At 41.7% G+C, this 24680-nt stretch carries 22 protein-coding genes; 15 read left to right on the top strand and 7 right to left on the bottom strand.

Annotated features, from left to right (window positions below):
• Nucleotides 1–158: 158 nt before the first annotated feature.
• Nucleotides 159–701: a TetR/AcrR family transcriptional regulator gene (locus tag DMB45_RS01350; protein ID WP_160289147.1), complete on the top strand. Its 543-nt coding sequence runs from the start codon at nucleotides 159–161 to the stop codon at nucleotides 699–701.
• Between the two features lie 9 nt (nucleotides 702–710).
• Nucleotides 711–1661 carry a 3-oxoacyl-ACP synthase III family protein gene (locus DMB45_RS01345; RefSeq protein WP_041503839.1) on the top strand — a complete coding sequence of 317 codons (951 nt, stop codon included), beginning with the start codon at nucleotides 711–713 and terminating at the stop codon, nucleotides 1659–1661.
• Nucleotides 1662–2007: 346 nt separating this feature from the next.
• Here the strand turns inward: DMB45_RS01345 and DMB45_RS01340 are convergent, their stop codons facing one another.
• Nucleotides 2008–3396, bottom strand: a complete 1389-nt coding sequence (locus DMB45_RS01340; RefSeq protein ID WP_236684954.1) for an NfeD family protein — start codon at nucleotides 3394–3396, stop codon at nucleotides 2008–2010.
• A gap of 25 nt (nucleotides 3397–3421) precedes the next feature.
• Entirely contained in the window at nucleotides 3422–4216 is a 795-nt protein-coding gene (locus DMB45_RS01335) for an EI24 domain-containing protein (protein ID WP_041503840.1), read from the bottom strand.
• Nucleotides 4217–4371: 155 nt separating this feature from the next.
• Between DMB45_RS01335 and purB the strand changes: the two genes are divergently transcribed.
• Genes purB through DMB45_RS01320 form a run of 3 tightly spaced genes read left to right on the top strand, consistent with a single transcriptional unit; the run spans nucleotide 4372 to nucleotide 8455 of the window.
• On the top strand, nucleotides 4372–5709 hold the full coding sequence (purB, locus tag DMB45_RS01330; RefSeq protein ID WP_041503841.1) for an adenylosuccinate lyase: 1338 nt from the start codon (nucleotides 4372–4374) through the stop codon (nucleotides 5707–5709).
• Nucleotides 5710–5753: 44 nt separating this feature from the next.
• Nucleotides 5754–7577, top strand: coding sequence for an ABC transporter ATP-binding protein (locus DMB45_RS01325; RefSeq protein WP_041503842.1), 1824 nt, complete (start codon nucleotides 5754–5756; stop codon nucleotides 7575–7577).
• A gap of 2 nt (nucleotides 7578–7579) precedes the next feature.
• The gene (locus DMB45_RS01320; protein ID WP_041503843.1) at nucleotides 7580–8455 is read left to right on the top strand and encodes a 7-cyano-7-deazaguanine reductase; all 876 of its coding nucleotides are present in this window, start codon (nucleotides 7580–7582) and stop codon (nucleotides 8453–8455) included.
• A 47-nt stretch (nucleotides 8456–8502) separates the two neighbouring features.
• Here the strand turns inward: DMB45_RS01320 and DMB45_RS01315 are convergent, their stop codons facing one another.
• The 3 genes from DMB45_RS01315 to DMB45_RS01310 form a co-directional block, all read right to left on the bottom strand.
• A complete protein-coding gene (locus DMB45_RS01315; protein ID WP_041504960.1) occupies nucleotides 8503–9117 on the bottom strand; it encodes a porin family protein in 615 nt (204 codons plus the stop codon).
• 263 nt (nucleotides 9118–9380) lie between these two features.
• Nucleotides 9381–9539: a hypothetical protein gene (locus tag DMB45_RS14665; protein ID WP_154665525.1), complete on the bottom strand. Its 159-nt coding sequence runs from the start codon at nucleotides 9537–9539 to the stop codon at nucleotides 9381–9383.
• A gap of 118 nt (nucleotides 9540–9657) precedes the next feature.
• Nucleotides 9658–9924, bottom strand: coding sequence for a TIGR03905 family TSCPD domain-containing protein (locus DMB45_RS01310; protein WP_041503845.1), 267 nt, complete (start codon nucleotides 9922–9924; stop codon nucleotides 9658–9660).
• 224 nt (nucleotides 9925–10148) lie between these two features.
• Between DMB45_RS01310 and DMB45_RS01305 the strand changes: the two genes are divergently transcribed.
• The 10 genes from DMB45_RS01305 to DMB45_RS01260 all read left to right on the top strand — a co-directional run bounded on the left by DMB45_RS01305 (nucleotide 10149) and on the right by DMB45_RS01260 (nucleotide 22195).
• Nucleotides 10149–10994, top strand: a complete 846-nt coding sequence (locus DMB45_RS01305; protein ID WP_041503846.1) for a PepSY-like domain-containing protein — start codon at nucleotides 10149–10151, stop codon at nucleotides 10992–10994.
• Nucleotides 10995–11176: 182 nt separating this feature from the next.
• Nucleotides 11177–13960: a TonB-dependent receptor gene (locus DMB45_RS01300; RefSeq protein WP_052634705.1), complete on the top strand. Its 2784-nt coding sequence runs from the start codon at nucleotides 11177–11179 to the stop codon at nucleotides 13958–13960.
• Nucleotides 13961–13970: 10 nt separating this feature from the next.
• The gene (locus DMB45_RS01295) at nucleotides 13971–15170 is read left to right on the top strand and encodes a DUF4876 domain-containing protein (RefSeq protein WP_041503847.1); all 1200 of its coding nucleotides are present in this window, start codon (nucleotides 13971–13973) and stop codon (nucleotides 15168–15170) included.
• Nucleotides 15171–15188: 18 nt separating this feature from the next.
• Nucleotides 15189–16400, top strand: coding sequence for a DUF4876 domain-containing protein (locus DMB45_RS01290; protein ID WP_041503848.1), 1212 nt, complete (start codon nucleotides 15189–15191; stop codon nucleotides 16398–16400).
• 3 nt (nucleotides 16401–16403) lie between these two features.
• Nucleotides 16404–17933 carry a DUF6850 family outer membrane beta-barrel protein gene (locus DMB45_RS01285; protein ID WP_041503849.1) on the top strand — a complete coding sequence of 510 codons (1530 nt, stop codon included), beginning with the start codon at nucleotides 16404–16406 and terminating at the stop codon, nucleotides 17931–17933.
• Between the two features lie 191 nt (nucleotides 17934–18124).
• Nucleotides 18125–18649, top strand: coding sequence for a hypothetical protein (locus tag DMB45_RS01280; protein WP_041503850.1), 525 nt, complete (start codon nucleotides 18125–18127; stop codon nucleotides 18647–18649).
• 167 nt (nucleotides 18650–18816) lie between these two features.
• Entirely contained in the window at nucleotides 18817–19506 is a 690-nt protein-coding gene (locus tag DMB45_RS01275; RefSeq protein ID WP_041503851.1) for a response regulator transcription factor, read from the top strand.
• On the top strand, nucleotides 19503–20786 hold the full coding sequence (locus DMB45_RS01270; protein WP_041504962.1) for a sensor histidine kinase: 1284 nt from the start codon (nucleotides 19503–19505) through the stop codon (nucleotides 20784–20786). The genes DMB45_RS01275 and DMB45_RS01270 overlap by 4 nt, the downstream gene beginning before the upstream one ends.
• A 106-nt stretch (nucleotides 20787–20892) precedes the next feature.
• A complete protein-coding gene (locus tag DMB45_RS01265; RefSeq protein ID WP_041504078.1) occupies nucleotides 20893–21333 on the top strand; it encodes a PepSY-like domain-containing protein in 441 nt (146 codons plus the stop codon).
• Nucleotides 21334–21361: 28 nt separating this feature from the next.
• Complete coding sequence (locus DMB45_RS01260) at nucleotides 21362–22195, top strand: PepSY-like domain-containing protein (protein WP_041503853.1); 834 nt, start codon at nucleotides 21362–21364, stop codon at nucleotides 22193–22195.
• A 270-nt stretch (nucleotides 22196–22465) separates the two neighbouring features.
• On the opposite strand, the gene DMB45_RS01255 is transcribed toward DMB45_RS01260, so the two are convergent.
• A complete protein-coding gene (locus tag DMB45_RS01255; RefSeq protein ID WP_041503854.1) occupies nucleotides 22466–23647 on the bottom strand; it encodes a transglutaminase-like domain-containing protein in 1182 nt (393 codons plus the stop codon).
• A 1-nt stretch (nucleotide 23648) separates the two neighbouring features.
• Complete coding sequence (locus DMB45_RS01250; RefSeq protein WP_041503855.1) at nucleotides 23649–24644, bottom strand: dihydroorotate dehydrogenase-like protein; 996 nt, start codon at nucleotides 24642–24644, stop codon at nucleotides 23649–23651.
• Between the last annotated feature and the right edge of the window lie 36 nt (nucleotides 24645–24680).

The raw sequence follows: 24680 nt of genomic DNA, 5'->3' as shown, positions 1-24680 counted from the left end.
TGTCATACCTTGTAAGGAAATTATCTCAAATAGAAAAATAATATTTCCCCATTTTTTTTATTTATATCTTCAAAAAAAGAGCTATAATTGCACACATTATCAAAAGTGTGTATTAATTGAGATCGAGATTAAAAATAACTCAAGCAAGAATCATCGACGTGGCACAGAAGTTGTTCGCAGAATTAAGTTTTTATCGAACAACAATGAAAGATATTGCAAGTGCCGCTAAGATCAGTCGCCGCACGCTATACACTTATTACAAGTGCAAAGAGGATATTTTCAATCAGATTGTCAATCAAAAAATAGAAATGATTCATCAAAAGTTGATAAAGGCAACAGCAACGGCCTTGCCAGCCGATAAAAGACTAAAGTTATATATTAAAGAAAGATTTCATTTGATCGCCGAATTAATGTGTAATAGTGAATACATCAAAAAAACATTTTTATATAACAACAGTCGAATTGAAATTTTAAGGAAAAATATAGATGCAAAGGAGCTGGAATTATTAGAAGATATTTTTAAGGAAGGGGTTCAAAGTGAAATTTTTAACGTTAGCGATTCGAAAACATTTGCCGCTTTTTTACAACCCGTTCTTAAAAGTCTCGAATTCGGTTTTATCCGAAGATATGAACATGAACCTATAGATCGGATTATTAATGAATATACTCGTATTCTATTTTACGGTATCATAAAGAAATAATTATTTTACATGGAATTATTTATCAACAATTTTGCACATTATATACCTACGGAAAGAGTTCCCAACTCTTATTTCAAGCCTGTAAACGGTTTGGATGACGAGTGGATTTATACTCGAACAGGGATAAAAAACCGAAGCAAGGCAAACGCGGCGGAGAACACGAATACCATGGCGATTGAAGCCGTCAGGAACCTACAACGAACCCTTCCTTACTCGATTGAAGAGGTCGATCTGATCGTTGCCGCCACGTATTCACCCTATGATACGGTAGCCACAGCAGCCCATATGGTACAGAGGGAATTTAAAATACACAATGCCAGATGTCTAAGCGTTACTGCAGCTTGTTCCTCTTTTATCAACGCTATGGAAATAGCAGAAGGCTACTTTGCCATGAAGAAAGCATCCAAGGCCCTGATTATCGCTTCCGAGCACAATACGGCATATAGTAACGAAAACTGTCCTCAAAGCGGTCATCTTTGGGGAGACGGAGCCGTTGCCATAGCCATCTCCCCCAATAATTACAACCGGAAAGATGCAAAGATATTGAATATATATACCTGCGGTATGGGAGATATAAGCAAAGCCGATACGGCCGTTTACCTCCGGCCCCGGCACGGAGGCATCGGCATGCCGGAAGGAAGAGACGTATTCATCAACGCCTGCCATTATATGATAGAGTCTCTCCAAGAGATCGTATCCAGTCAGGGAAAGAAGATAAGCGATCTGGCTTTTATCTCTCCCCATCAGGCCAATAAACGAATCATGAACAGCATCGCCCGTCAAATAGATTTTCCTGAAGAGCGTATCCTCTCCAATATAGAAGAGATCGGTAACACGGGATGTCCGAGCTGCGCCATCGCCCTGTCCCAAAACCTGCACCGGGTTCAAACCGGTGATCTCGTAGCCCTTACCGTTTTCGGCGGAGGATACTCCTGCGGTGCCGTTTTGCTGCAATTCTGATTTTAAATACCGTTAATCAAAAAAACGAGGTTTCCGCAGAACCTCGTTTTTGTATTTCAACTCAGAGCTTTTCTTAAAGGAGTAAAACTACGGATTGTCTCCCCCATTATCGAATTCCTCTTTTCAATAAAGTATCGACGATCGAAAATAAGCTGTCGCGGCAGACAAAAGCTTCCGCTTCATCATCCGATACAGCATCTGAAACGAATGTTCTTGCCGATTTGTTTTCATCGGTTATCCGTTTAATATATTTAAAAATTAATTTCCGGTATTATTTTCAATTATCTTCATGACTTGCGAAGGATTGAAACAGTATGATGTGAAAATAAAAAAAGACAAGGAAGATTTATTCTTTCACCGACTCCACATAAAGCTGTCCTGCCTGGTATTTCACGACCTTTACCCGGTTTCCCTTAGGGATATACATCCCCAAATTGGAAACCGCATCGTATTGCTCACCGTCGACAGACACCTTACCCGCCGGACGCAAATCGGTTTCGGCAATGCCCTCCTTACCCAACTCCTGTTTCGCCGTCATATCCACCCCGACAAAACCGGAATCCGTCGTCTCCTCGGCCTGCAAAGACCATCCCAACCTCCGGGAAGCAAATAATTTACGACTCAACCATATACTACCGAACAAGGAGATCAAAGAACAGCTTATGACAAAAAAGATGGAACGAATAATCGCACGAATGAAATCATGGAAAAAATCAAATGATACGTCATCGATCCCGGCCAATACCAAAGAGGCTATTATGCAGACGATCCCCGATATGCCGGCAACTCCGAACCCGGGAATGACAAAAATCTCAGTCAAAAGCAGGATCACCCCGACTACGAACATGATCAGTTCGATGTTATTGGCAAATCCCTCCAAATACAGAGGAGCAAAATAGAGTACACAGGCCGCCAAAGCCGCTACTAAAGGGAAACCGACTCCCGGAGTTTGCAATTCGAAATAAATTCCTCCGATAATGATCATAATCAGAATACCTTGTACGATCGGATGGATCAGAAAACCGATCAATTTGTCCATTCCCGTCGCATGATACTCCTTTATTTCGTAATCGGAAATTCCCTCGCTCCTAACGACCTCGCTTACGTTCTCCGCAATTCCGTCGCAAAAACCGAATTTTATCGCCTCGTGAGGAGTAAAAGTCACAATCTTACCGCTATCGGTTACCCCCTTTATCGCAATCCGTTCGTCCACCATAGCTTCCGCGATCCGGGGATCCCGTTTCCAACGCACGACCGTATCCCCTCCGTTCACAATCGTATCCATACCGTGTGCTTGAGCCGTAGAACGAATCATGGAACGCATATAAGACTGATATTTATCGGGCATAGCCTCCCCCGTTTGATTTACGACCGTAGCTGCCCCGATATTAGCACCTTCCCGCATGTATATCCGGTCGCAAGCCAACGAAATCAAAGCTCCTGCCGAAGCCGCATTATTATCTATAAAAACCCAGCTCGGACGCTTATCATTCAGTATCAGGCTCCGCAGCGAATCGGCATAAACAACCATTCCGCCATAGGTGTTCATGTGTATCAACATATAATCGGCATTCGCTTTGTCCGCCTCTTCGTAGGAACGCTTTACCAACCGCCATACCCCCGGCCCGATCTCATCCTTTATATCCACTTTAAAAATGATACTTTTCTTCTCTTCTGCCATACCGGAAAAGAACCAACACAACAAACCGATAATCAATACGAATTTTCTCATCATTCATTATTATAAATTTCAAAATAGGCTACCTGCCTTTTATTCGATTTCCAGTATTTATATACTCTTCAACCACAACGGTCCCCGCAACCACGGAAAACATAGAAACTATACTGCAAGCGATCACCCGTAAAAAAGGAATCGCCAACGATAATGCAAAAATAGCCCCGATCCCGATAACGACCCCGGCATTTTGTCTCATATAACACATACTCTCCCTTACCTTGAAACGCTTCCGCTCGATCGCGTAATCCATAAAGGCAAAACCGTAAAAATAAGCGGACACGATGAAGGTCAAAACGGGAGTAACCAAACCGATTACGGGAAGAAACGACGCGAAAAATAAAAAGAGCATCAACACGGTTTGAAACAACATGCACCTCACGGCAACCCATATTCCTCTCCCGATTTCCCACAGCAATTGTTTAAAGCTAAAAGAATAACGAACTCCGGAAAGGCGGGATTCGACGCGTTCCGATAACCAGGAATACACCGGAGACATCACAACCATGACGATATACCCTCCCCAGACAGCAAACAAAAAGAAATAGAACAACCGGATCGAAATGCGAATGATAAAACCGACCCCTTTGTTCAACCAGTCCAACCAGGAAATTCCGGCAATCCAAGCGGTAACTTGCCGTTGTACAATATCAGATAAACTCTCCCCCCAAGAGACCGCAAAATAGTTTCCGATAAGAAATAGAACAAAAGCTGCGGCCAAAGGAAAAACCATAAACCAACGGAACGGACGGCTAAATAATATACGTCCCGCTGCGCCGTAACTTTTTATACCGAACCATAACCCTTGAAAAAAAGCCATACGCTCAAAATCCTTAAAAAACTACCGTAAATCTATGCTATTTTTTTGATTATTCTCTATTTTCAAGCAACAATTCCCATTTTTTTATACTTTTGCATTCAAGAGTTTTTCCTCAATTCCATTATAGATGTGTTCATTTAAAAATAAATTATACTATGCAATCATTAACAGCGATTTCACCTATTGACGGAAGATATAGAGATAAAGTAGAAGGATTGGCAAACTATTTTTCTGAAAGCGCTTTAATTCGCTACAGAGTAATGGTCGAGATCGAATATTTCATCGCTTTATGCGAACTCCCTCTTCCCCAATTAAAAGACTTTGATCACACGTTATTCGATAATTTAAAAGAGATATACCTGAATTTTACCGTTAAAGACGCGGAACAAATCAAAGAGATCGAAAAAGTAACCAATCACGACGTGAAAGCCGTGGAGTATTTTATCAAATCCAAATTCGACGAACTCCATTTACAACATTACAAAGAATTCATTCACTTCGGATTGACCTCCCAGGACATTAACAATACCGCCGTCCCCTGTTCATTCAGGGACGCCGTACACGATATCTATTATCCTTTGATCGACGAACTGATCGCCAAATTGGAAGAGCTGTCCGAAGAGTGGAAAGAGATTCCCATGTTAGCCAAAACACACGGTCAACCGGCGTCTCCTACCCGTTTGGGAAAAGAGATTAAAGTATTTGTTTATCGTCTGACCAAACAACTGGATCTGCTGAAAAAAATCGCTTGTTCGGGAAAATTCGGAGGAGCTACCGGCAATTTCAATGCCCACCACATCGCCTACCCCGAAATCAATTGGACGGAGTTCGGCAATTCATTCCTGACCGGAAAATTGAAAATAGAAAGAGAACAATATACAACTCAAATTTCAAACTACGATAATTTCGCTGCCGTGTGCGATAATTTAAGACGCCTCAATAATATCGTCATCGATCTGGACCGGGATTTCTGGACCTATATCTCTATGGCTTATTTCAAACAACGCATAAAAGCAGGAGAAGTCGGATCGTCGGCTATGCCTCACAAGGTGAATCCTATCGATTTTGAAAACTCGGAAGGGAATCTGGGTATCTCCAACGCCATACTGGACCACCTGAGCAATAAATTACCGATTTCCCGTTTACAACGGGACCTGACCGACTCCACCGTCCTTCGGAATATCGGTGTTCCGTTAGCCCACACGGTTATCGCGTTCAAATCCACCCTTAAAGGATTGAACAAACTGATTATCAACCAGACGGCCATAGAAGCTGATCTGGAGGAAAACTGGGCGGTCGTTGCCGAAGCCATACAAACGATTTTGCGCCGCGAAGCCTATCCGAACCCTTATGAAACACTGAAAGCCCTGACGCGAACGAATAGTAAGGTGACACAACAATCGATTGCCGAATTTATCGATACCTTAGAGGTATCTCCGGAATTGAAAGAGAAGCTAAAACGAATCACTCCTTCGAACTATACAGGAATCTGAATCATATTACCGGATTGAATCCGGTAATATATAACTCCGTAAATATGCACGATCTACTCACTATATTCAAAAGGTTTATTCCTCCCTATAAACTGAAGCTGACTAAAAGTATTCTTTTCAATTTCCTGCATGCCCTTTTCGGTAGTCTGGCTATCGCTATGCTTATGCCGGTATTGGGAATTATTTTCGACAATCAAAAGGACGTACACGAGCTTGTTCCGTATGCGCTCACCAAGGAGGCCGTCAGTAATAATTTCTATTATTACATCACGCAAATCAAACACGCCTTCGGCCCTTCGACGACCTTGATTTTTGTCGGTCTTCTCGCCGTAATAGCGACTGCTCTAAAAACCGGATTTGCTTATTTGGCAGCCTACGAATTGATCTATATCCGAAACGGCGTCGTGAGAGACATTCGCCGTAAAATTTACAGCAAAATATTATCCCTGCCTCTGCCTTTTTTCTCGGAAGAACGCAAAGGGGATATCATCTCCCGTATGACGGGAGACGTGCAAGAGGTGGAAGCTTCCGTAATGAGCTCCTTGGATATGCTATTTCAAAGTCCAATTCTAATCATAGTATACTTAACAACCATGCTGATCATGAGTTGGCAATTGACCCTGTTTGTCTTTGTCTTACTCCCTATCATGGGAGGATTGATCGGTAAAATCGGTAAGAATCTCAAGCGTCACTCCTGGGAAGGACAAAACAAAATGGGAGAAATATTATCATTAATGGAAGAGACCTTATCGGGATTACGTATCATCAAGGCCTTCAGTGCGGAGAAAAAAATGAAAAGCAAATTCTCGGAAGAGAACGAGTCCTACCGTCGTATCCAAAACCGGCTGATGCGCCGTCGGTCATTAGCCCATCCGGTCAGCGAATTTTTAGGTACCATCGTCATTGTTATCGTCCTTTGGTTCGGTGGATCATTGGTATTAGAGCACCGGGGAGCCTTAGATGCAGAAGCCTTTATCGCCTATATCGCCTTATTCTACTCCATCATAAATCCGGCTAAAAATTTAACGAACGCCTATTACAGCGTACAAAAAGGTTTGGCCGCCATGGACCGAATCGATATGATCCTGGACACTCAACCCTCTATTCAAGAACCGGCAGAACCGCAACGACTCGAAGAGTTTCAAACGAGCATAGAATATAAACAGGTCCGTTTTTCTTACAATGACAGCAAACAGGTACTGAAAAATATCAATGTCTGCATCCCCAAAGGCAAAACGGTTGCCCTCGTCGGTCAATCCGGTTCGGGGAAAAGTACATTCGTGGATTTATTGCCCCGATTCTATGATGTCAATAACGGAGCCATAACTATCGACGGCATCGATATTCGCAATCTGACATTTCACAACCTGAGGGAATTAATGGGAAATGTCAACCAAGACCCTATTCTGTTTAACGATACGATATACAATAATATCGCTTTCGGGGTGGAACAGGCTACGCGAGAGGAGATAGAAAACGCCGCCCGTATAGCCAATGCTCACGATTTCATCCTACAAACCGAACAAGGTTATCAAACCGTAATCGGGGATCGGGGATGTAAACTAAGCGGAGGTCAACGGCAACGGTTAAGCATTGCGCGAGCCGTTCTGAAAAATCCTCCGATCATGATTTTGGACGAAGCGACTTCGGCTTTAGACACGGAATCGGAGAAATTGGTTCAGGATGCGTTAGATAACCTGATGAAGAACAGAACATCTATTGTTATTGCCCACAGGCTCTCCACGATCAGAAATGCAGATCTGATCTGCGTATTCCATGAGGGAGAGATCGTAGAGCGGGGACGCCATGAAGAATTGCTCGCCCTAAACGGCGTATACGCCAAACTATACAACATGCAAAATTTCTGATCATGGAAATTGAAGCCAAAGTACTGGGGCAACAGGTCGCTTATCCCACGGATTACTGTCCGTCGATACTCGTCCCTGTTCCTCGTAGCTTAAACCGGGAAATGTATGACATTCGTCAACCGGAAGAACTTTTTTGCGGTTACGATACCTGGCATGCTTATGAAGCAGGTTTCATCACCCGAAAAGGACTTCCCGTTTGTGGCGTGCTTAAAATCGTATACCCTTCCACCAGCAAAAAATTGGTGGAGAGCAAGTCCCTGAAGCTCTACTTGAACTCCTTTAATATGGCTCGTTTGGGAGAGAACGTTTCCGAGGGGATCAGGTTATTTACTCAAACCGTTCAATCCGACCTGCAAGAATTGTTGAACACCTCCGTTCAAGTCTGTTTTCATGAAAAACTTCCTGATCGCATACCGTTTGATTTTGAAGGTTATACTCTACTGGAAGAAATTCCGTTAAATCAGGAGACAGAGTTTACGGAATACAACGAGGCTCCTGCCTTACTTCGACAGACAATCCAACCCGGGGGAGAGATAAAAGTATATAGCAATCTGTTAAGAAGCAATTGTAAGATTACCAAACAACCGGACTGGGGAACCTTGTACGTCTGGATAAAGGCGCAACAACTGCCCTCTCCCGTTTCCCTGTTGAAATACATCGTCTCTTTACGAAACGAGAACCATTTTCACGAAGAGATATGCGAGATGACCTATAAACGCCTGTGGGACCTGTTTCATCCGGAAATACTTTCCGTCAGTTGTTTATATACTCGTCGCGGAGGCATAGACATATGTCCCTCCCGGGCCAATAGAAAAGAGTATCTTCCCTCGTATTTGCACACTCCGGAAATATTGACCCGAAGAAATCTGAGGCAATAAAAAAACCGATCTCGACGGATCGGTTTTCCTGTTTATCTCGTTCCCGATTAAAATCTCCAACCGGCAGAGAGTTGAAACAATCTATTCTGGTTGTTATCTCCAAACGTATCTTTGTCCATCGCGTTGCTCAACCCTAAATTATAACGGGCCGATACCATCAATCCCATATCGAAATGGTAAGTAGCTCCGAGAGCAAAAGTCAGTCCGACCGTATTTAATTTCCGGATTTTCTCTTTCACGGTAGTTCCTCCCTGCTTAGCCACATGCTTCCCGTTCAACACGAGATCCAATTGAGGACCGCAATCGATACTGAGAGCTTCCAACACGTAGAATTTTGCTAACACCGGGATATTCAAATAATTTAATCTTGATTTTATTTTCACTCCCCCAACCTTATCGCGAGCTCCTTGCCTGGAGTACAATAACTCGGGTTGTAAACCGAAAAAGTCATTGAATTTAAACTCCGCAAACGCACCTACATGAAAACTGAATTTATTATCCATTTCAGAATTATGGACATTAGACAGATTAAAGCCGAATTTCGGTCCGAAATAGAATTCAGTTCCTGTAACACCTTCCACTCTTGACTTAAACATACTTTGAGCGTTTACTGTACCACACAACATAACCGCTACCACCAACATCAATACTAATTTTTTCATTTTCTAATAATTTGTTTGGTTTATTATTTTGAATATCAATTACCTATGCAATAAACACATGGATAAGCGTTGCAAATATATAAAATTATCCAAACAAAAAACAGGCCAACTAAAATTTACTGTTCAGAAAACCGTTTAGGTCAATAAAACAGAGCATGAAAAAAGGAGATCACAATTGTTATTTTTCAGGAAATACGATGAACTTTTTCCTGTTTGACTCCTCAACCCGACTTATCCGGTAGAAGTCTCTCTTCACTTCGATGTTATAAACCAATCATTTTACCGGATGCCAAAACTTCCCGTACCGCGTGACAAAACCCGCAAACCATCTCCGCCCATCCCATCCAAGTGTAAACAACGATACCCGTAATGACGATCAGCAAAAAGATCACGATAAACATTTGATTTCCTTTTAATTTCATAGTCCTTTCGAATTAAGTATATCAAATATCCATCTCTCGCTCCGATCCTTTCTTTCCAGTAAATATATAACAATATTTTTATTTATCCAAATTATTTCTTGGAAATATCTTAAAACTGTTAAATACCATTTATCGGATTTATCTCCTGCAAAGCATTTGCCAATTGATCCGGACAGGATGTCGTTTTCTGCTTACAACATATTCCCCGCAACCTCCGAATAGCTTCCTCCCTCTGCATTCCGCACAACAAAGCAGCTATTCCCTGTGTGTTTCCATGGCATCCTCCGGTAAAACACACGCGAATAATTCTATCATCTTCCAATTCAATAAGAATCTCCTTCGAACAAACCTCAGCTGAAGGAATAAAATGAATCTCTCTTTTCATACAACCATTCGTTATTAACGAGACAAAAATATAATTTATGTCTCGAAGAACAAAAGCAATCCAATTGATTGTCGAAGGTCAAAAAAGCAAAACAGAAAAATGTTCAGGGTAAGTCCGCGTGTCTTAACCCATCACTATAAATTAATCCTTCTTAAAAAAAGCAGAAAAAGCAACTTTTTACAACCATTACAGTAAAACATATAAAAACATAAACAGAAAAAAATATGAAAACAACATTATCGCTTATAATCGTTTTTATGGCTACCATGATAGCCGCGGCAAATACCACATACGATAAACACCGTGTACCTGACCCGAAAATAGTTAAAGCATTCAATGCAAAATATCCCGATGCTATACACGTGGAATGGGAAACGAAATACAACTACTATATCGCCGAGTTTAACTTAGGGAATATTGAGACCGAAGCCTGGTTTACTCAAGAAGGAGTGTGGCAAATGACCCAAAGCGAACTTTCTTATAACTTATTGCCGGAAATAATTAAAACCAATTTCGTTACAAGCGAATACGCTACCTGGAAAACAGAGGATGTAAAAAAGATCGAAAGAGCGGGCATGGAGACAATCTATATTTTGGAAATTGAAAAAGGAGAAGAAGAGATCGATCTTTATTATACTGAAAACGGAATACTTTTGAAGAGAATGTCCCACAGCATGAAGGAGCATTTACCGGATACTCTCCCACAAGCCGTTTTAACTTTTATACAACAAAAATATCCTCAAGCGACGATCGTTGAAATAGACCGGGAAAAAGGCATGCTCGAGGTGGAAATATTTGACAGCAACATAAAAAAAGAGGTAGTGTTCAATGTTCAGGATCAATGGCAAACCACAACCTGGGAGGTTCGTAAAAACAGCGTCCCCGCATCTGTCATGAATACCCTGCAAAAAATGGGTTATAAAGATTACCGGATAGACGACATCTACTTTCAACAGAGAAATAACGGTTCTGAAGTTTATATATTCGAGCTGGAAAAAGGGAATAATGAAATTAAGCTCACGCTCAACGCGGCAAATGGCGAAGTTATTTCAAATATACCTAAACGATAAATTCAAATACTACTGACTTTAGTAAAAAAACTTTCATGTATTCCGGGGGATGACAACATATCTTCCGGAATATTTTTTATCCCGATAAATAGGGATTCGTATCTATCATAATCCCCACAAATAGCGATTGCCCGCCTCTTAGATCCGGTCTATTTTTGTCCATACTAAAAATAGTACATAGGATGATTCATAGATTATGGTTTATTAAGGTGTTTTTGTTACTTCTGCATGTACATTTTTTCTCACTGCTGTCTTTCGCACAAAAAGACAGTGGTGAGTTTAGTTTGCAACTGACGGTAACAGATGCGCGGACAAACGAAAAATTGGAATTTGCCACGGTATCCCTTCGGGACTCAATTCGTAAAAGACAATTTTCCACGATTACGGATACCAAAGGTATGTCCCGGTTAAAAAACATCCCACAAGGCGAATACCAACTTCACATCTCGTTCATAGGTTATCAAAAGCTGCTCCTTTCTCTTGTGCTGGACAGAGACACATCCCTGACCCTCTTCCTGACACCCACCGCAACACAATTAAAAGATATCATAGTCACGGCTTCCGAATCGAGGGGATTGACAAGCTCTTCCAGAATAGATCGCAAAGCCATGGAACTGTTACAACCTTCCAGTTTCTCGGATATTCTGTCATTGATACCCGGACATATGTCCCAAGATCCGGCCCTGGGAAAAGTAAACCTAATCGGACTCAGGGAAATAGGCACTTCTTCCGAACAATACAATACCTCTTCGTTGGGAACTTCTTTTATGATCGACGGGGTTCCCATCAGCACGGATGCCAATATGCAATACGTGTTAGGAAGCTCACAAAGTGAAAAGAGTCATAGTCTCAACATCACGGGAAAAGGTGTCGATATGCGAACCATTCCCACCGACGATATTGAAACGGTGCAAATCATTCGGGGTATTCCTTCCGTAGAGTTCGGAGATCTGACCAGTGGATTGATTAAAATAAAACGTAAAACAGGATATACCGAATGGGAAGCTCGCTTTAAAGCAGATCCGGGCAGTAAACTATTTTATGTCGGGAAAGGATTTTCTACTTCGAATAACTGGAATTTCAATATAGGAATCGATTACCTGAACGCCAAACCCGATCCCCGGAATAACCTGGAAAATTACAAGAGATTCACCACATCTTTGCGAATCTATAAACAATGGAAAACCTCTTCTCACGAGGTCAATTATAACTTAAATCTGGACTATGGAGGATCTTTCGATAATCAGAAAAGTGATCCGGATATCAGTTATCAAAAAGTAGATCGGTATAAATCTACCTATAATCGCATGGCTATCTCCAACCAGGTAGAATGGAAGACAAAAAAAGAACTTTTTATTCGTTCATTTTCCCTGCTGACAGCCGTGAATTATCAAAAAGATCAAATAAAACAAACCAAATTCGTCTCCTTAAACCGGGATACTCCTATTCCTACCCATGACGAAGAAGGTGAATACGACGGGGTATTCCTCCCCTATCAATACACAGCCAACTTATTGGTAGATGGACAACCGATAAATGCGTATGCCAAAGCAACAAGTAATTTTCAACTCTCTACTTATCAGATTACCCATAACATAAAGGCCGGTATCGAGTGGAGTATGGACAAAAATCTGGGTCGAGGACAAGTATATGACCTTGCACAACCTCTCTATCCTTCGATGAGTGCAAGACCTCGTCCCTATAAGGATATCCCGGCTGGTCACGAACTCTCTTTCTTTGTTGAGGATGTTCTATACATGCCCATCAAGAACCATGATTTGACGATCTCGGCCGGTATTCGTTCCCTCTCCTCATTAAACTTGAAAAGTACCTATAGAATGCACGGAAAATTATACTGGGATCCGAGAATCAATATTTTATGGAGCCTTCCCTCCCTCTTTATTAAAGGAGATGCCTTAAAGGTACAAATAGCCGGAGGTATCGGATGGCATACTAAAGTTCCGGTACTGGCTGACCTTTACCCTAACCTGATTTACAGGGACTTCGTCCAATTCAACTATTACCACACGAATGAAACTTTCAGACGAATAAACATCCGGACTTACAAAATAGATCCCACGAATTACGAGCTGGAACCCGCCCGAAATAAAAAGATAGAATTACGGGCAGACCTCTCCTACCGACAACACTTGTTATCCGTCACCTATTTTCATGAACAATTAAATTCAGGCTTCCGGAATTCATCCCGGTTTCGTACATTCGAATATAAAAAATACGATAACAACTCGGTCGATGCCTCCCAGTTACAAGGCCCCCCGGATTTGAATAAAGTAAGTTATATACTTGATACCGTTATATCGTCTTACACTATTACAACAAACGGAAGTACCATACGCAAAGAGGGTATCGAGTTTCAATACTCTTCCCAACGAATCCCTTTTATCCAAACCAAAATAACGATAAACGGAGCCTGGTTCAAATCCATCTACCGAAATAGCCAGCCCATATACAGCAAACCGTCGGTCATCCTCGGGGGAAAAGAACTTCCCTACGTCGGACTCTATAAAGACGACAGCGGATATAACAAACAACAACTGAATACCAATTTTACTTTCGACACCTATTTACCTTCGTTGGGACTCAGTTTTGCCACCTCCGTACAATGTATGTGGTTTTCTAATCAACGGAATATGAAACAAAACGGGATTCCTATAAAATACATCGATATACAAGGTATAGAACACGACTATACCGAAGCCGACAAAACTCACGCCGAACGTCAATGGCTGACCGTCAACTATAACGACATCTTGTGGAAAAAACAGACGGAACCGCTCTATTTTTACGTCAATTTCAAAGCGACCAAAACGTTCAAGGAAAGAGTAAGGTTGGCCCTTTTCGTGAACAAGATGTTGGACTATACCCCGGATTATACCTCCAACGGAATTAAAGTCCGTCGAAATGTTACCCCCTATTTCGGAATGGAATTAAATCTTAAACTTTAAATAATAAATTATGAGACAATTTATCAATCTATTACTTATTATCATCATCTATGGAGTATCTTCCTGCCAGAAAGACGATAATGCCCGAATCACGAGCTTTACAATCAGCCTAAGCACTCCCGAAAACCTGGGAGAAGCGACCCTGTCCGGTATTACTTCTACCTTTGAAAACGTAAATACCGGTAAAAAAATCACGGGAGGCGTCTATAATAACAATCAAATAAACGTTGATCTTCCCGAAGGTTTGTATCACGTGACTATAGAAGGAAAAGTAAGTTATACATGGGAAGATCAATCGTTAACTTCCGACATCAAAGGGTATCAGGAATCCGTAAGTATCGTGGGTGAAAAGAAAGTCGAGACTATCCCGCTTTTTCTTCACACCTCAAAAGCCGATTTTGTGATTTCTGAAATCTTCTTTTCCGGAACATTAACCAATGAAGGCAAACAATACTACGGAGATCAGTATATCAAAATATATAATAACTCGGATGAAATCTTATACGCAGACGGATTGGCCGTCGTTGCCTCCACGTTTTACAACAACATGAAACAGGATATTTCACCGGATATTCGCTCCACGGGTTTAGCCGTCGAGTGTCTTGCCGTTATTCCGGGAAACGGCAAACAATATCCGGTTGAACCTGGTGAGTCAATAATTCTTGCAACCGACGGCATCGACCATAGCCAAGCAACCGGCAATTCGTTCGACCTGAGTCATGCCGATTTTGAATTTTACCAGGACGGAAGTTACGACGGGGATGTCGATAACCCCGGCGTTCCCAACATGATCAATATTTACGGCTTCTTCATGCTCAACAACCAAGGGAATCAGACTTACGCCATAGTCCGCTTACCCGTATCCGCCGAAACCTTCCTGGAAAAAAATAAACACGATTATACTTGGACCTATGTCTATCCCGGAGGGACCTTAGTAAACAATTACAGTGCTTATCAAGTCCCTAACGAATGGATAGTCGATGCCGTCAATCTTTGTCCCTCCAAAGAGTACGAATGGCTCGTGACCGCCCCCTCCGTAGACATGGGATATACCTATGTTTCCGAAAACGCAAGTAATAACGATCGCTACGGGAAAAGCGTCCGACGGAAAGTCTCCGCAACCCAAAAAGATGGACGGCAAATTCTACAGGATACCAATAATTCCAGTGCCGATTTTATACACGGAACAACCCCTTCTTTGAAACAATAACCAACAATCGATAAAATCATGAAAAACAAAACATTCTATTATCTCTTACTTTTAAGCTGTATTTTCGGACTCCACGCGTGCGATAAGGACGATAATATAAAAACGACTGTATATACCTTAAGTTTAACCGCCCCTGACGGATTAAACGACGCCCTGTTATCGGATCTCAACGTCTCGTTTAAAAACACGAACACGACCAGAACGATAACAAGCGGTGATTTTACAGAAAATAAAATCACCCTTTCATTACCGGAAGGATTATATACCGTTTCCGTTGAAGGTAAAATCCAATATACGATGGATCAGAAAGTAATGGAAGGTACGGTAAAAGGATACAAAGAATCGGTTTATATCGCCGGAGAGACGAATCAAGCTACTCTTCCTCTATTCCTGCACGATGCGAAAGCAAACTTCGTGATAGAAGAGGTTTTCTTCGTTGGAAATATTACACCGGAAGGAGATGTATACGACGGGGATCAATACCTCAAGATTTATAATAACTCCGATACTATTCTCTATGCCGACGGTCTGGTTATCCTGGAATCGGCATTCCTGACCTCGACGAAATACGAATACGATCCGGACATTATGTCTACCCATTTTGCCGTCACGGCAGTCTATAAAATTCCGGGAAACGGGAACGAACATCCCGTAAATCCAGGAGAATCGATCCTGATCTGCGATATCGGTAAAAATCATTCACAAACGAACCCCAATTCATTCGACCTGAGCAACGCCGATTTCGAATGGTTTGACGAGGGCACAAACGATGTGGATACTCCCGTACCGAATATGGAAAAGATCTATTGCTCCTCGAAAACCATCTGGACCATGCATAAACAAGGTCTGAAGGCATATGCCATCGGTCGGTTAGGTGTAGACAAGGAGACTTTCCTGCAAAATTATAAATATGATTACAACTACACGATGGTATTGCCCGGCGGAACCTATCCCATGAGTAACAGCGCCTATAAAATTCCGAACGAATGGATCATTGACGCCGTTAACGTAAGTAACGTGTCCCAATACGTATGGAATGTCACGGCCCCGACTTTGGATACGGGATGGACCTATTGTGCCGAAATCAAAAACGACAATGACAGATACGGAAAAAGTATCAAACGAAAGACATTAAGTACAACCTCGGACGGAAGAAAGATTCTAAAAGACACGAATAATTCGACCAACGATTTCGAAGCCAAAGCTACACCGACCTTAAAAAGGAATTAACAGATGAACATGAGCTCTCGTTTAAGTTTTATTCTGATCTTACTCACTTGCTATCTTACAGGATGGGCAAAAGATTCTATTCCCCCGACTGAACGGATTCGAATATATTTCTCTCCGGGAGAGGACTTTGCATCGCAAATATATCGTAATCCGGCCACAAATTATTATTTCAGGGATATAACCTTTTCTGAACTCAGCTTGGGATGGAAACACGAAAAAGCCAATAAACCGCTTATACTTCAAAAGGGGAATGGAGATGAAAGCTTCATGTTTAACGCCTTTTCCTATCTCTCCTTAAAAAAGAACAGCAAGGTGTGGGGAAAAGCCCATTTCTATACCGGTAAGAAAAAAGACATCACTTACAACGAGAGCTCTGATATAGACATTACATACCCTTATATTTCAGCCGATACGTTAGGAGGAAATCTCACTTACGAAGAGTATTTCTTTGCGGGAGGCTATGCCCAGGAAATTCGAAAAATAGTATGGGGTATCTATGCAAACTACCGAGCTCTGATGGAGTATCGCCGGGTAGATCCGCGACCGAAAAACACGACTTCGGATCTGAACGTTTCCGTCGGTATCACCCTAAAAACAAAATCCCGTTATTCCGGGGGAATCGCACTGCATGTAAGGAAGTACAAACAAACGAATCTTATTAAGTTCTTTAGCGAATTAGGAGGTATTAAAATATTTCATGCCAGTGGTTTAGGTATGGATTACAATCGTTTCTCTGGCAACAATACCAACTCTTATTATAAAGGCTGGGGATACGGTAGCAGTCTCACTCTGTTTCCCAAAACAAAACAAGGAATCTTTATCACGGCCTCCTACGATTATTTTACCTTCGAAAAAATTATCTCGGACCTGAATGAACTACCTCTCAATCAATTGACCGAAAATAAAGGAGATATCGAAATGGGATATCGGTTCAAACGGGGAAACCGGGAATGGGGTGTCAAACTCCAAGGGAAGCTATTATCGAAAAAAGGGATTGAGAACTTATTCGGAGATGCAGCCAGTAATATCTATCCTCAAATCGGAGAAGCCAAACAATTCACCCTCCAAAACTATCATGTAGCACTGGAAGCGACATACGGCAAACTTTCTCAAAGCAAGCGGTACCAATGGTTTATCTTACCCCGTTTGGGGATGAATAACACGGAGATGAAATACGCGGATCCGCATCGCCTGATGAGACTCTGTCTCCTCTCGGGAGGAGTGGAATTCCGGTTATCTGCCCTATACAAAAAATCCATCTTCCAATTTCATTTGGAAGGAGAATACAATTACACCTATAACTCCGATCTGCAACTGACGGAGATTGAAGAAAAACAAAAAATGCTTTACCCACTACAAATCAACCATTCCAATCTGTCAGGTAATGGAAAAAACGGTTCGACCTCCATACGTTGGGATCATCCCATTGCCGGAGATAAAGGTATATTTATTTCTCTGCAATACAGCAAGCACTTCCACGCTAATTCCATCCACAACGACGGTGTACAGATAAAGGGAGGACTCACTTTTTAAAATATTATACATGGAAAAAGTAATCGAATGCAAAAATATTACATATGTCATGCGGATAAAGTTCTCTGGTCGCTCGAGGACTTCTATTCGCCCAAGACCCGGAATCGTTCTCTTCACGGGAATCGTCAGATTCATCACGATAACCTTATTAAATAACGAAAAAAATAATGTTTCATCTAATAAATCATACTATGGTAAAAACAATCGCTATTTTAATTTTGGCAGGAACTCTTTCTTATTCTCTAACCTCCTGCAAAGAAAGTCAAAAGACTAAACAAGCAACAACAAGCGTACATACCCAAACGAGCTTGAATGTAGATAGTTTACTACAAGTGGCAAAACAGAAAGTAAACGACACGATCGTTTTACAGGGAAAGGTAAAACATACCTGCAGCAATTCAGGACGCCGTTGCTTCATTACCAACCCGAGCGGAGAAACCACCCTCCGGGTAGAAGCCTCCGGTAATATCAAAGGCTTTAACAAAGAGTTGGTAGGTTCGGAGATACAAGTCACCGGAATCGTGAAAGAACAACGTCTCTCCCAGGAATACATAGACAATTGGGAAAAAAAGATCAAGGAAAAAGAGGAAGAGGGAGAACATTGTGATTCTGAAAGCAATAACATTACCCAAATGAGGGAATGGATGAAAAAAAACAATAAAGATTTTTACTCCATCTACTACCTCCAAGGTATTGATTACGAAATCGTAAAATAAATTCATCCGGTTAGGAAACCCGGTGATTAGAGGATTCTGTGATTAAGTGATGTAATATGAATGATTATTCGTCACACTCACAGAATCTTTTTTGATTTACGACTCTTCTTTTCCAGTTTCTTTCCAAAATATTTCACTATTTTTGTTTGAATAATATATCGTATACCATGAAAATCTTAATTATTGAAGATGAAGAGAATTTACGGGAAGTCATGACAAAATCGTTGGAAAAAGAGCGTTTTGTCGTGGAACAGGCTCCCGATTACCATTCCGCATTATTAAAAATCAATGATTACGATTACGACTGCATATTGTTAGATATTATGCTACCGGATGGAAACGGACTTACTTTACTCGAAGAACTAAAGAAAAACAAGAAAAGAGAAAGCGTTATTATCATATCGGCCAAGGATTCCATAGAAGACAAAGTTACCGGATTGGATCTCGGCGCAGACGACTATTTAGCCAAACCTTTTCATCTGGCAGAACTCAATGCGCGGGTTAAATCGGTCATCCGTCGCAATCAACAAGACGGGAATATAGGCATAGAACTGGCAAATTTAAACGTGTACCCCGATCGGCATACCGTTCAGGTCAACGGTTCGGAGCTGACTTTAAACCGGAAAGAGTTCGATCTGCTCTACTATTTCGTAACCAACCCCGATCGGTTGATCAACAAGACCACCTTAGCCGAATCCGTATGGGGCGATCGTATCGATCAGGCGGACAGCTTGGATTTTATCTATTCACAGGTGAAAAACCTACGCAAGAAAATGAAACATGCCGGAGCGATACCCGAAATAAAAGCTATTTACGGATTCGGCTACAAACTAACCACTCACCCGGAAGAACTATGAAATTACTTCACCACACGCTTGCCCGTCTTTCTGTCCTATTGATTGTAATCCTTTCCGTATGGGCTTACCTGTTCTATCTGAATATTTTAGATGAAATAATGGATGAAACAGACGATACCCTCGAAAACACAAAGGAACTGATCATTAAACAATCCCTCCGAAACGGAGTCGTGACCGGCGAGCATAAGGACGTGATGACACATTATTCCATCAGGGAAATATCCCCGCAAGAGGCCGAAAACTACAAGGAACACTATTTCAATTCCACCCGCTTTTACGAAGTAGAACTCGAAGACGATCCGGTAAGGGTACTCAAAACTTCTTTCAAATCCAAAGAAAACCGTTATTATGAACTGACAATCATGATCTCGACTTTGGAGCAGGACGACATGATCGAAGCCATGATTCAATGGATCATTATTTTATACGTCTCTCTATTGATTACGATCCTTATCGTTACGGAGATCGTTTTTCGCAAGAGCCTACGCCCTCTCCACAAATTATTGAAGTGGCTGGATTCCTTCACCTTGGGAACGAACTGCAAACCTTTAGACAATCAGACTAAAATCAAAGAGTTCAAACAACTGAACACCACCATCGAAAAGATGACCCGCCGAAATGAAGAACTTTATGCACAACAAAGACAGTTCATTGAAAATGCCTCTCATGAGCTACAAACCCCATTGGCCATATGTCAGAACAAATTAGAGATGTTGGCAGAAAAAACAGAAGGCAACGAAGAGATGCTGCAAGAAATAGAGGAGATACAAAAGAATATCGGACGAAGTGTAAAATTGAATAAATCGCTTTTATTACTTTCACGTATCGAAAACGGGCAATTCCATGAAGAGAAAGAGGTTTGTTTCAATACCTTGATTCGAGATACGATAGAAGATTTTTCCGAAATCTACGCGAATAAATCTATCCGGACAAACGTAAACGAAGAGGCAGAACTAATCCGTCCCATGAACGAATCATTGGCCACCACACTCATCACCAATTTGCTAAAAAACGCCTTTCTTCATTCTCCCGAAAAAAGTGAGATAATAATCTCCGTAACCGATAACAGCATACGGTTCACCAATGAAGATACGGACGGACCTTTAGACCGGGAAAAAATTTTCACGCGGTTTTATTCCGGACGTAAAAAAACAGGATCTACAGGATTAGGGCTATCCATTATTAAATCCATCGCTACCCTGTACCGGATTCAAGTTTCGTACCGATACGACGGTAAACACCATTTCAAATTGCAATGGCCTCGCCGAAATTGTAGTTGAAATAATAAATTACCGTTTGTCCTCAAAAAAAATTGGAAAAACACGTTTTTCCCAAATCTTTCCCAAATTCAATTGTTTTTTTGTATCAAAATTAAAAGCAAAAGATATGAAAAAAATTATTGTATTTCTCATCTGTATCCTATGGTTTACCGGAACCTATGCTTACAATGATAAAATAGTAAACGACACGAATGCTCTGCCGGTAAAAGCTCGAAATTTCATAAAGAAACATTTCCCCCGGTCCGATATTTCGCACATGGAAGAAGAGGACGGAATCTGGTTATGGAAAAAATACGAAGTTATTTTAACGGATGGTTTCGATCTGGAATTCGATTACAAAGGAAGATGGACGGAGGTGGATTGTCAAAGACAACCCGTTCCTGTCGATATCATTCCGAAAAAGATTTACCAGTATGTAAAAACAAATTTTAAAGACCAAACAATCGTTTCCATAAAAAAAGAGGATAAAGGTTATGAAATCCAATTACTCAACGGGTCGGAACTGAAATTCGACAAAAATGAAAAGTTTCTGCGTTTCGATGATTAAATAAGCAAATCACTAAAATAATAACATTATGAAAACAAGATTCACTATTTTAATTCTATTGTTGGCTACAACATTAACCGCCACGAGTTGTGACAAGGATGACGATAACAACTACCGGCCGAATGAAAAAGTTATCGGTACGTTCAACTCTAAGTATCCCGATGCTCAACACGTCGAATGGGAGATAAAAAACAATTACAATGTAGCCGAATTCCGGAATAACGGAATCAAAACCGAAACTTGGATCAATTCATCCGGAATATGGTACATGACCGAAAGCGATATTCCGTTTGAGAGTTTACCGGAAGCAGTGAAGACGAGTTTCAACGCCAGCGAATACGCCCAATGGAGAAAAGAAGATGTGGATAAAGTGGAAAGAGCGGACATGGAAACCATTTACGTAATAGAGGTAGAACAAGGAAATCAGGAGATGGATCTCTATTACACGGAAGACGGGAACTTATTCAAAGCCGTACCGGATAACGATTCCGATAATTACCTGCCTACCTCTCTCCCCGAAGAGATAAAAAACTTTATCAATCAAACCTACGATAACGCACCTATCATCGATATGGAAATCGAGCTCGGTTTTATCGAAGTAGAAATATGGGATAACAATCGGAAAAAAGAGGTAATATTCGCGGCCAAAGACAACAAATGGCAACTCACGACCTGGGAAATTCGGGAAAATGAAGTACCGGCAGATATATTAAACCTGATCCGTTCCCGCTATGCCGATTATCTTATAGATGATATCGATTACGAAGAGAGAGCAAACGGCACGAACGTTTATCTTTTCGAACTGGAAAAAGGAAAAGAAGAGCTTCAAGTCGTGGTGGACTCCGAGGGAAATATATTGTAATTAATGTATTCATGAATCAAAATACTCCGCCGAAATTCGGCGGAGTATTTTAATTTCACCCTATCATTCACTATCTGCAATCGTCAACCTGCATTTCCATAAAAACCTATCCCTACCGATGAGGAGTACAACATAAAATATCCCCACAAATAGGGATTGCTACTACCTCCCTATCCCCTTACTTTTGCAAAAGTAGATTAAGGTATTTCGTTATTTCTTTGTTTTGTACCCGCCATTGTTCTGAAACGATGGCGGGTTTCGTTTCATATGTTACCGGAATAACCTCACCTCCACGGGATCGTCCTTCACCTCTACCCTTTTTTCGTATTCCTTCCCCTCATCATCCCAATATTTCAACGTGTATCCTTTATTCTTTTCGACGATAAACTCCAAAACATCATTCATATCCCGAGTCGGACCGGCCGTTCGTCCTCCGCCGACCTGATCGGAACCGCAAAAAATATCGATATTGCCGGCAATTCTGTCTTCCGATTTTTGCGAACATCCGGCATTTTTAAACATCATGACCCGCATCGCCACGTGGTTACCGTCCGATAATTGTTTATCAGCTACTTTTTTGTAGAGATCTATATAACGCTGAGTCACGTTCCATGCCGGAACATAGGTAATATTCTCATCCCAAACCAACGGAAAACTCTCTCCCGTGGACTTAAAGGAAGAAGCAAAAATAGCATGCTCCCGGTCTTCCGGATCGGCTTTACCCGCATCCGCTAAAAACCACGAGCGATTCAGTTCGTTCGGATAATACTCCGTGAAATACCACTCTCCGTCTACCCAAACCTCACACCAATTGTGATTACCGCGATTATCATGCCAATTAGGAGTTCCGGCAATACGGGAAGGGATACCGACCGCACGAAAAGCATCTGTCAACAAGATCGACAAACCGCTGCAGGAAGCCATTCCCTGACGCATGGATTCGGAAGGACTCTGGTCCGGCTTTTCCCGGTTCGTATTGTAATCGACCCTCACCTCATCCCGTATATGTTTATTAACAGCCCATACGGCCTCTTTCAAGGTCTTACAATTCTCCACGTAGGGAGTAAAACGATTGTAAAAATCGGAACGCCAATCATCGCGTTCCTCGTTCAAGCAAGCATAAGGCAATACCTCGTTCAAAAAAATAGAATCAGGTACGCTCTTCGCCCATTCGAAACGATTCCTTGCCTTATAAGCTGACTCCACATTATCCAAAAGGAATTTTCCTTTCATGGAGAGTAGATCCCGTTTCGGCATATACGCGATTAAAAACGCCACTCCCTCCTTCATCTCCGGGGAAGCCTGCTTCAATGCCCAAGCCAATTCGCTCCGATTCGAATCGGCCTTCGCCAAAGCCTCGTCCAACAAAGCGTGATATTTTTCAGGTACACCGTCATACTTGCTGCAAGCCATGCAGATACAACAAAACACGATCCAGCAGATCCTTTTCATCTCAATACTGCTTGTTGCTAAAGTATTTCATGAATTGAGCCCGCTCGTATAAATCCGGATTCTCAATGGAGGAATAAGATAGCTGTCCCCTGTACTCCTCTACCGAATGGAAACCTTTGGATTCCATCCATTCCGATACGAATTGATTGATCTCCCCGATCACCGGAAGGCCTTTTTCGTAAAGCACGGAACAAAGTTGCACGGTAGTAGCCCCGGCCAGTAACATCTTAACCACAGCTTCTCCGCTATGCACTCCCGTGGAAGCCGAAATCTCCAATTGTTTATCTTTCCCGGCCAAGATTCCGGTCCATCTTAAAGTCGTTCTCAGCTCGTTCGCCGTACTGAATACGGAAGCCGCTCCCATTGTCATCGTGTTTATATTGATATCCGGTTCGTAAAAACGATTGAACATCGTTACGGCATTCGCACCATATGCCTTAAGCTTATCCACGAAAGCCGAAAGATTAGTAAAATAATGACTGATCTTCACCGATACCGGAATCTTTATCTGTTTCTTAATGGATTTCACTATATCGAAATAAATATTTTCGACCTCGGCACTCTCCGTAAACTCGTTGACAGGCAAAATAAAGACATTCAATTCCAAGGCATCCGCACCGGCCAACTCTAATTGATGGGCAAAAGTAACCCACTCTCCCCCGCTAAAACAATTGACACTCGCTATTACCGGAATGGTCAAACGACTTTTAGCCGTACGGACCAACTCTACATACTTTTGAATCGTGTTGGAACGAATATAGGCTTTAATATAATCTTCCGCTTCAGGATAGGCATCTCCCATACCGTAACCGGACTTAAATATTCCCACGCTCTCCTCGTTGATTTGCTCCTCAAAAATGGACTTCAAAACAACAGCTCCGACTCCCGCTTTTTCCATCTCTACCATTTTTTCTATATCCGAGGTCAAACCGCAACTACCGGCGACAATAGGGCTTACCAAATCCAACCCCATGTATTTCGTCTTTAAATTTGCCATATGAACAATATTTAATTAATAATGTATGTTACTTCT

The sequence above is a fragment of the Sanguibacteroides justesenii genome (assembly GCF_003204205.1).
Taxonomy (GTDB): domain Bacteria; phylum Bacteroidota; class Bacteroidia; order Bacteroidales; family Marinifilaceae; genus Gabonibacter; species Gabonibacter massiliensis.
This window is presented reverse-complemented; position numbering and strand designations above follow the sequence as displayed.

What these genes read in the sequence shown, in the direction of transcription:
- DMB45_RS01345 (WP_041503839.1), top strand. Translation starts at nt 711, where the DNA reads ATGGAATTATTTATCAACAATTTTGCACATTATATACCTACGGAAAGA.
- DMB45_RS01340 (WP_236684954.1), bottom strand. Translation starts at nt 3,396, where the DNA reads ATGATGAGAAAATTCGTATTGATTATCGGTTTGTTGTGTTGGTTCTTT.
- DMB45_RS01335 (WP_041503840.1), bottom strand. Translation starts at nt 4,216, where the DNA reads ATGGCTTTTTTTCAAGGGTTATGGTTCGGTATAAAAAGTTACGGCGCA.
- purB (WP_041503841.1), top strand. Translation starts at nt 4,372, where the DNA reads ATGCAATCATTAACAGCGATTTCACCTATTGACGGAAGATATAGAGAT.
- DMB45_RS01325 (WP_041503842.1), top strand. Translation starts at nt 5,754, where the DNA reads ATGCACGATCTACTCACTATATTCAAAAGGTTTATTCCTCCCTATAAA.
- DMB45_RS01320 (WP_041503843.1), top strand. Translation starts at nt 7,580, where the DNA reads ATGGAAATTGAAGCCAAAGTACTGGGGCAACAGGTCGCTTATCCCACG.
- DMB45_RS01315 (WP_041504960.1), bottom strand. Translation starts at nt 9,117, where the DNA reads ATGAAAAAATTAGTATTGATGTTGGTGGTAGCGGTTATGTTGTGTGGT.
- DMB45_RS14665 (WP_154665525.1), bottom strand. Translation starts at nt 9,539, where the DNA reads ATGAAATTAAAAGGAAATCAAATGTTTATCGTGATCTTTTTGCTGATC.
- DMB45_RS01310 (WP_041503845.1), bottom strand. Translation starts at nt 9,924, where the DNA reads ATGAAAAGAGAGATTCATTTTATTCCTTCAGCTGAGGTTTGTTCGAAG.
- DMB45_RS01305 (WP_041503846.1), top strand. Translation starts at nt 10,149, where the DNA reads ATGAAAACAACATTATCGCTTATAATCGTTTTTATGGCTACCATGATA.
- DMB45_RS01300 (WP_052634705.1), top strand. Translation starts at nt 11,177, where the DNA reads ATGATTCATAGATTATGGTTTATTAAGGTGTTTTTGTTACTTCTGCAT.
- DMB45_RS01295 (WP_041503847.1), top strand. Translation starts at nt 13,971, where the DNA reads ATGAGACAATTTATCAATCTATTACTTATTATCATCATCTATGGAGTA.
- DMB45_RS01290 (WP_041503848.1), top strand. Translation starts at nt 15,189, where the DNA reads ATGAAAAACAAAACATTCTATTATCTCTTACTTTTAAGCTGTATTTTC.
- DMB45_RS01285 (WP_041503849.1), top strand. Translation starts at nt 16,404, where the DNA reads ATGAACATGAGCTCTCGTTTAAGTTTTATTCTGATCTTACTCACTTGC.
- DMB45_RS01280 (WP_041503850.1), top strand. Translation starts at nt 18,125, where the DNA reads ATGGTAAAAACAATCGCTATTTTAATTTTGGCAGGAACTCTTTCTTAT.
- DMB45_RS01275 (WP_041503851.1), top strand. Translation starts at nt 18,817, where the DNA reads ATGAAAATCTTAATTATTGAAGATGAAGAGAATTTACGGGAAGTCATG.
- DMB45_RS01270 (WP_041504962.1), top strand. Translation starts at nt 19,503, where the DNA reads ATGAAATTACTTCACCACACGCTTGCCCGTCTTTCTGTCCTATTGATT.
- DMB45_RS01265 (WP_041504078.1), top strand. Translation starts at nt 20,893, where the DNA reads ATGAAAAAAATTATTGTATTTCTCATCTGTATCCTATGGTTTACCGGA.
- DMB45_RS01260 (WP_041503853.1), top strand. Translation starts at nt 21,362, where the DNA reads ATGAAAACAAGATTCACTATTTTAATTCTATTGTTGGCTACAACATTA.
- DMB45_RS01255 (WP_041503854.1), bottom strand. Translation starts at nt 23,647, where the DNA reads ATGAAAAGGATCTGCTGGATCGTGTTTTGTTGTATCTGCATGGCTTGC.
- DMB45_RS01250 (WP_041503855.1), bottom strand. Translation starts at nt 24,644, where the DNA reads ATGGCAAATTTAAAGACGAAATACATGGGGTTGGATTTGGTAAGCCCT.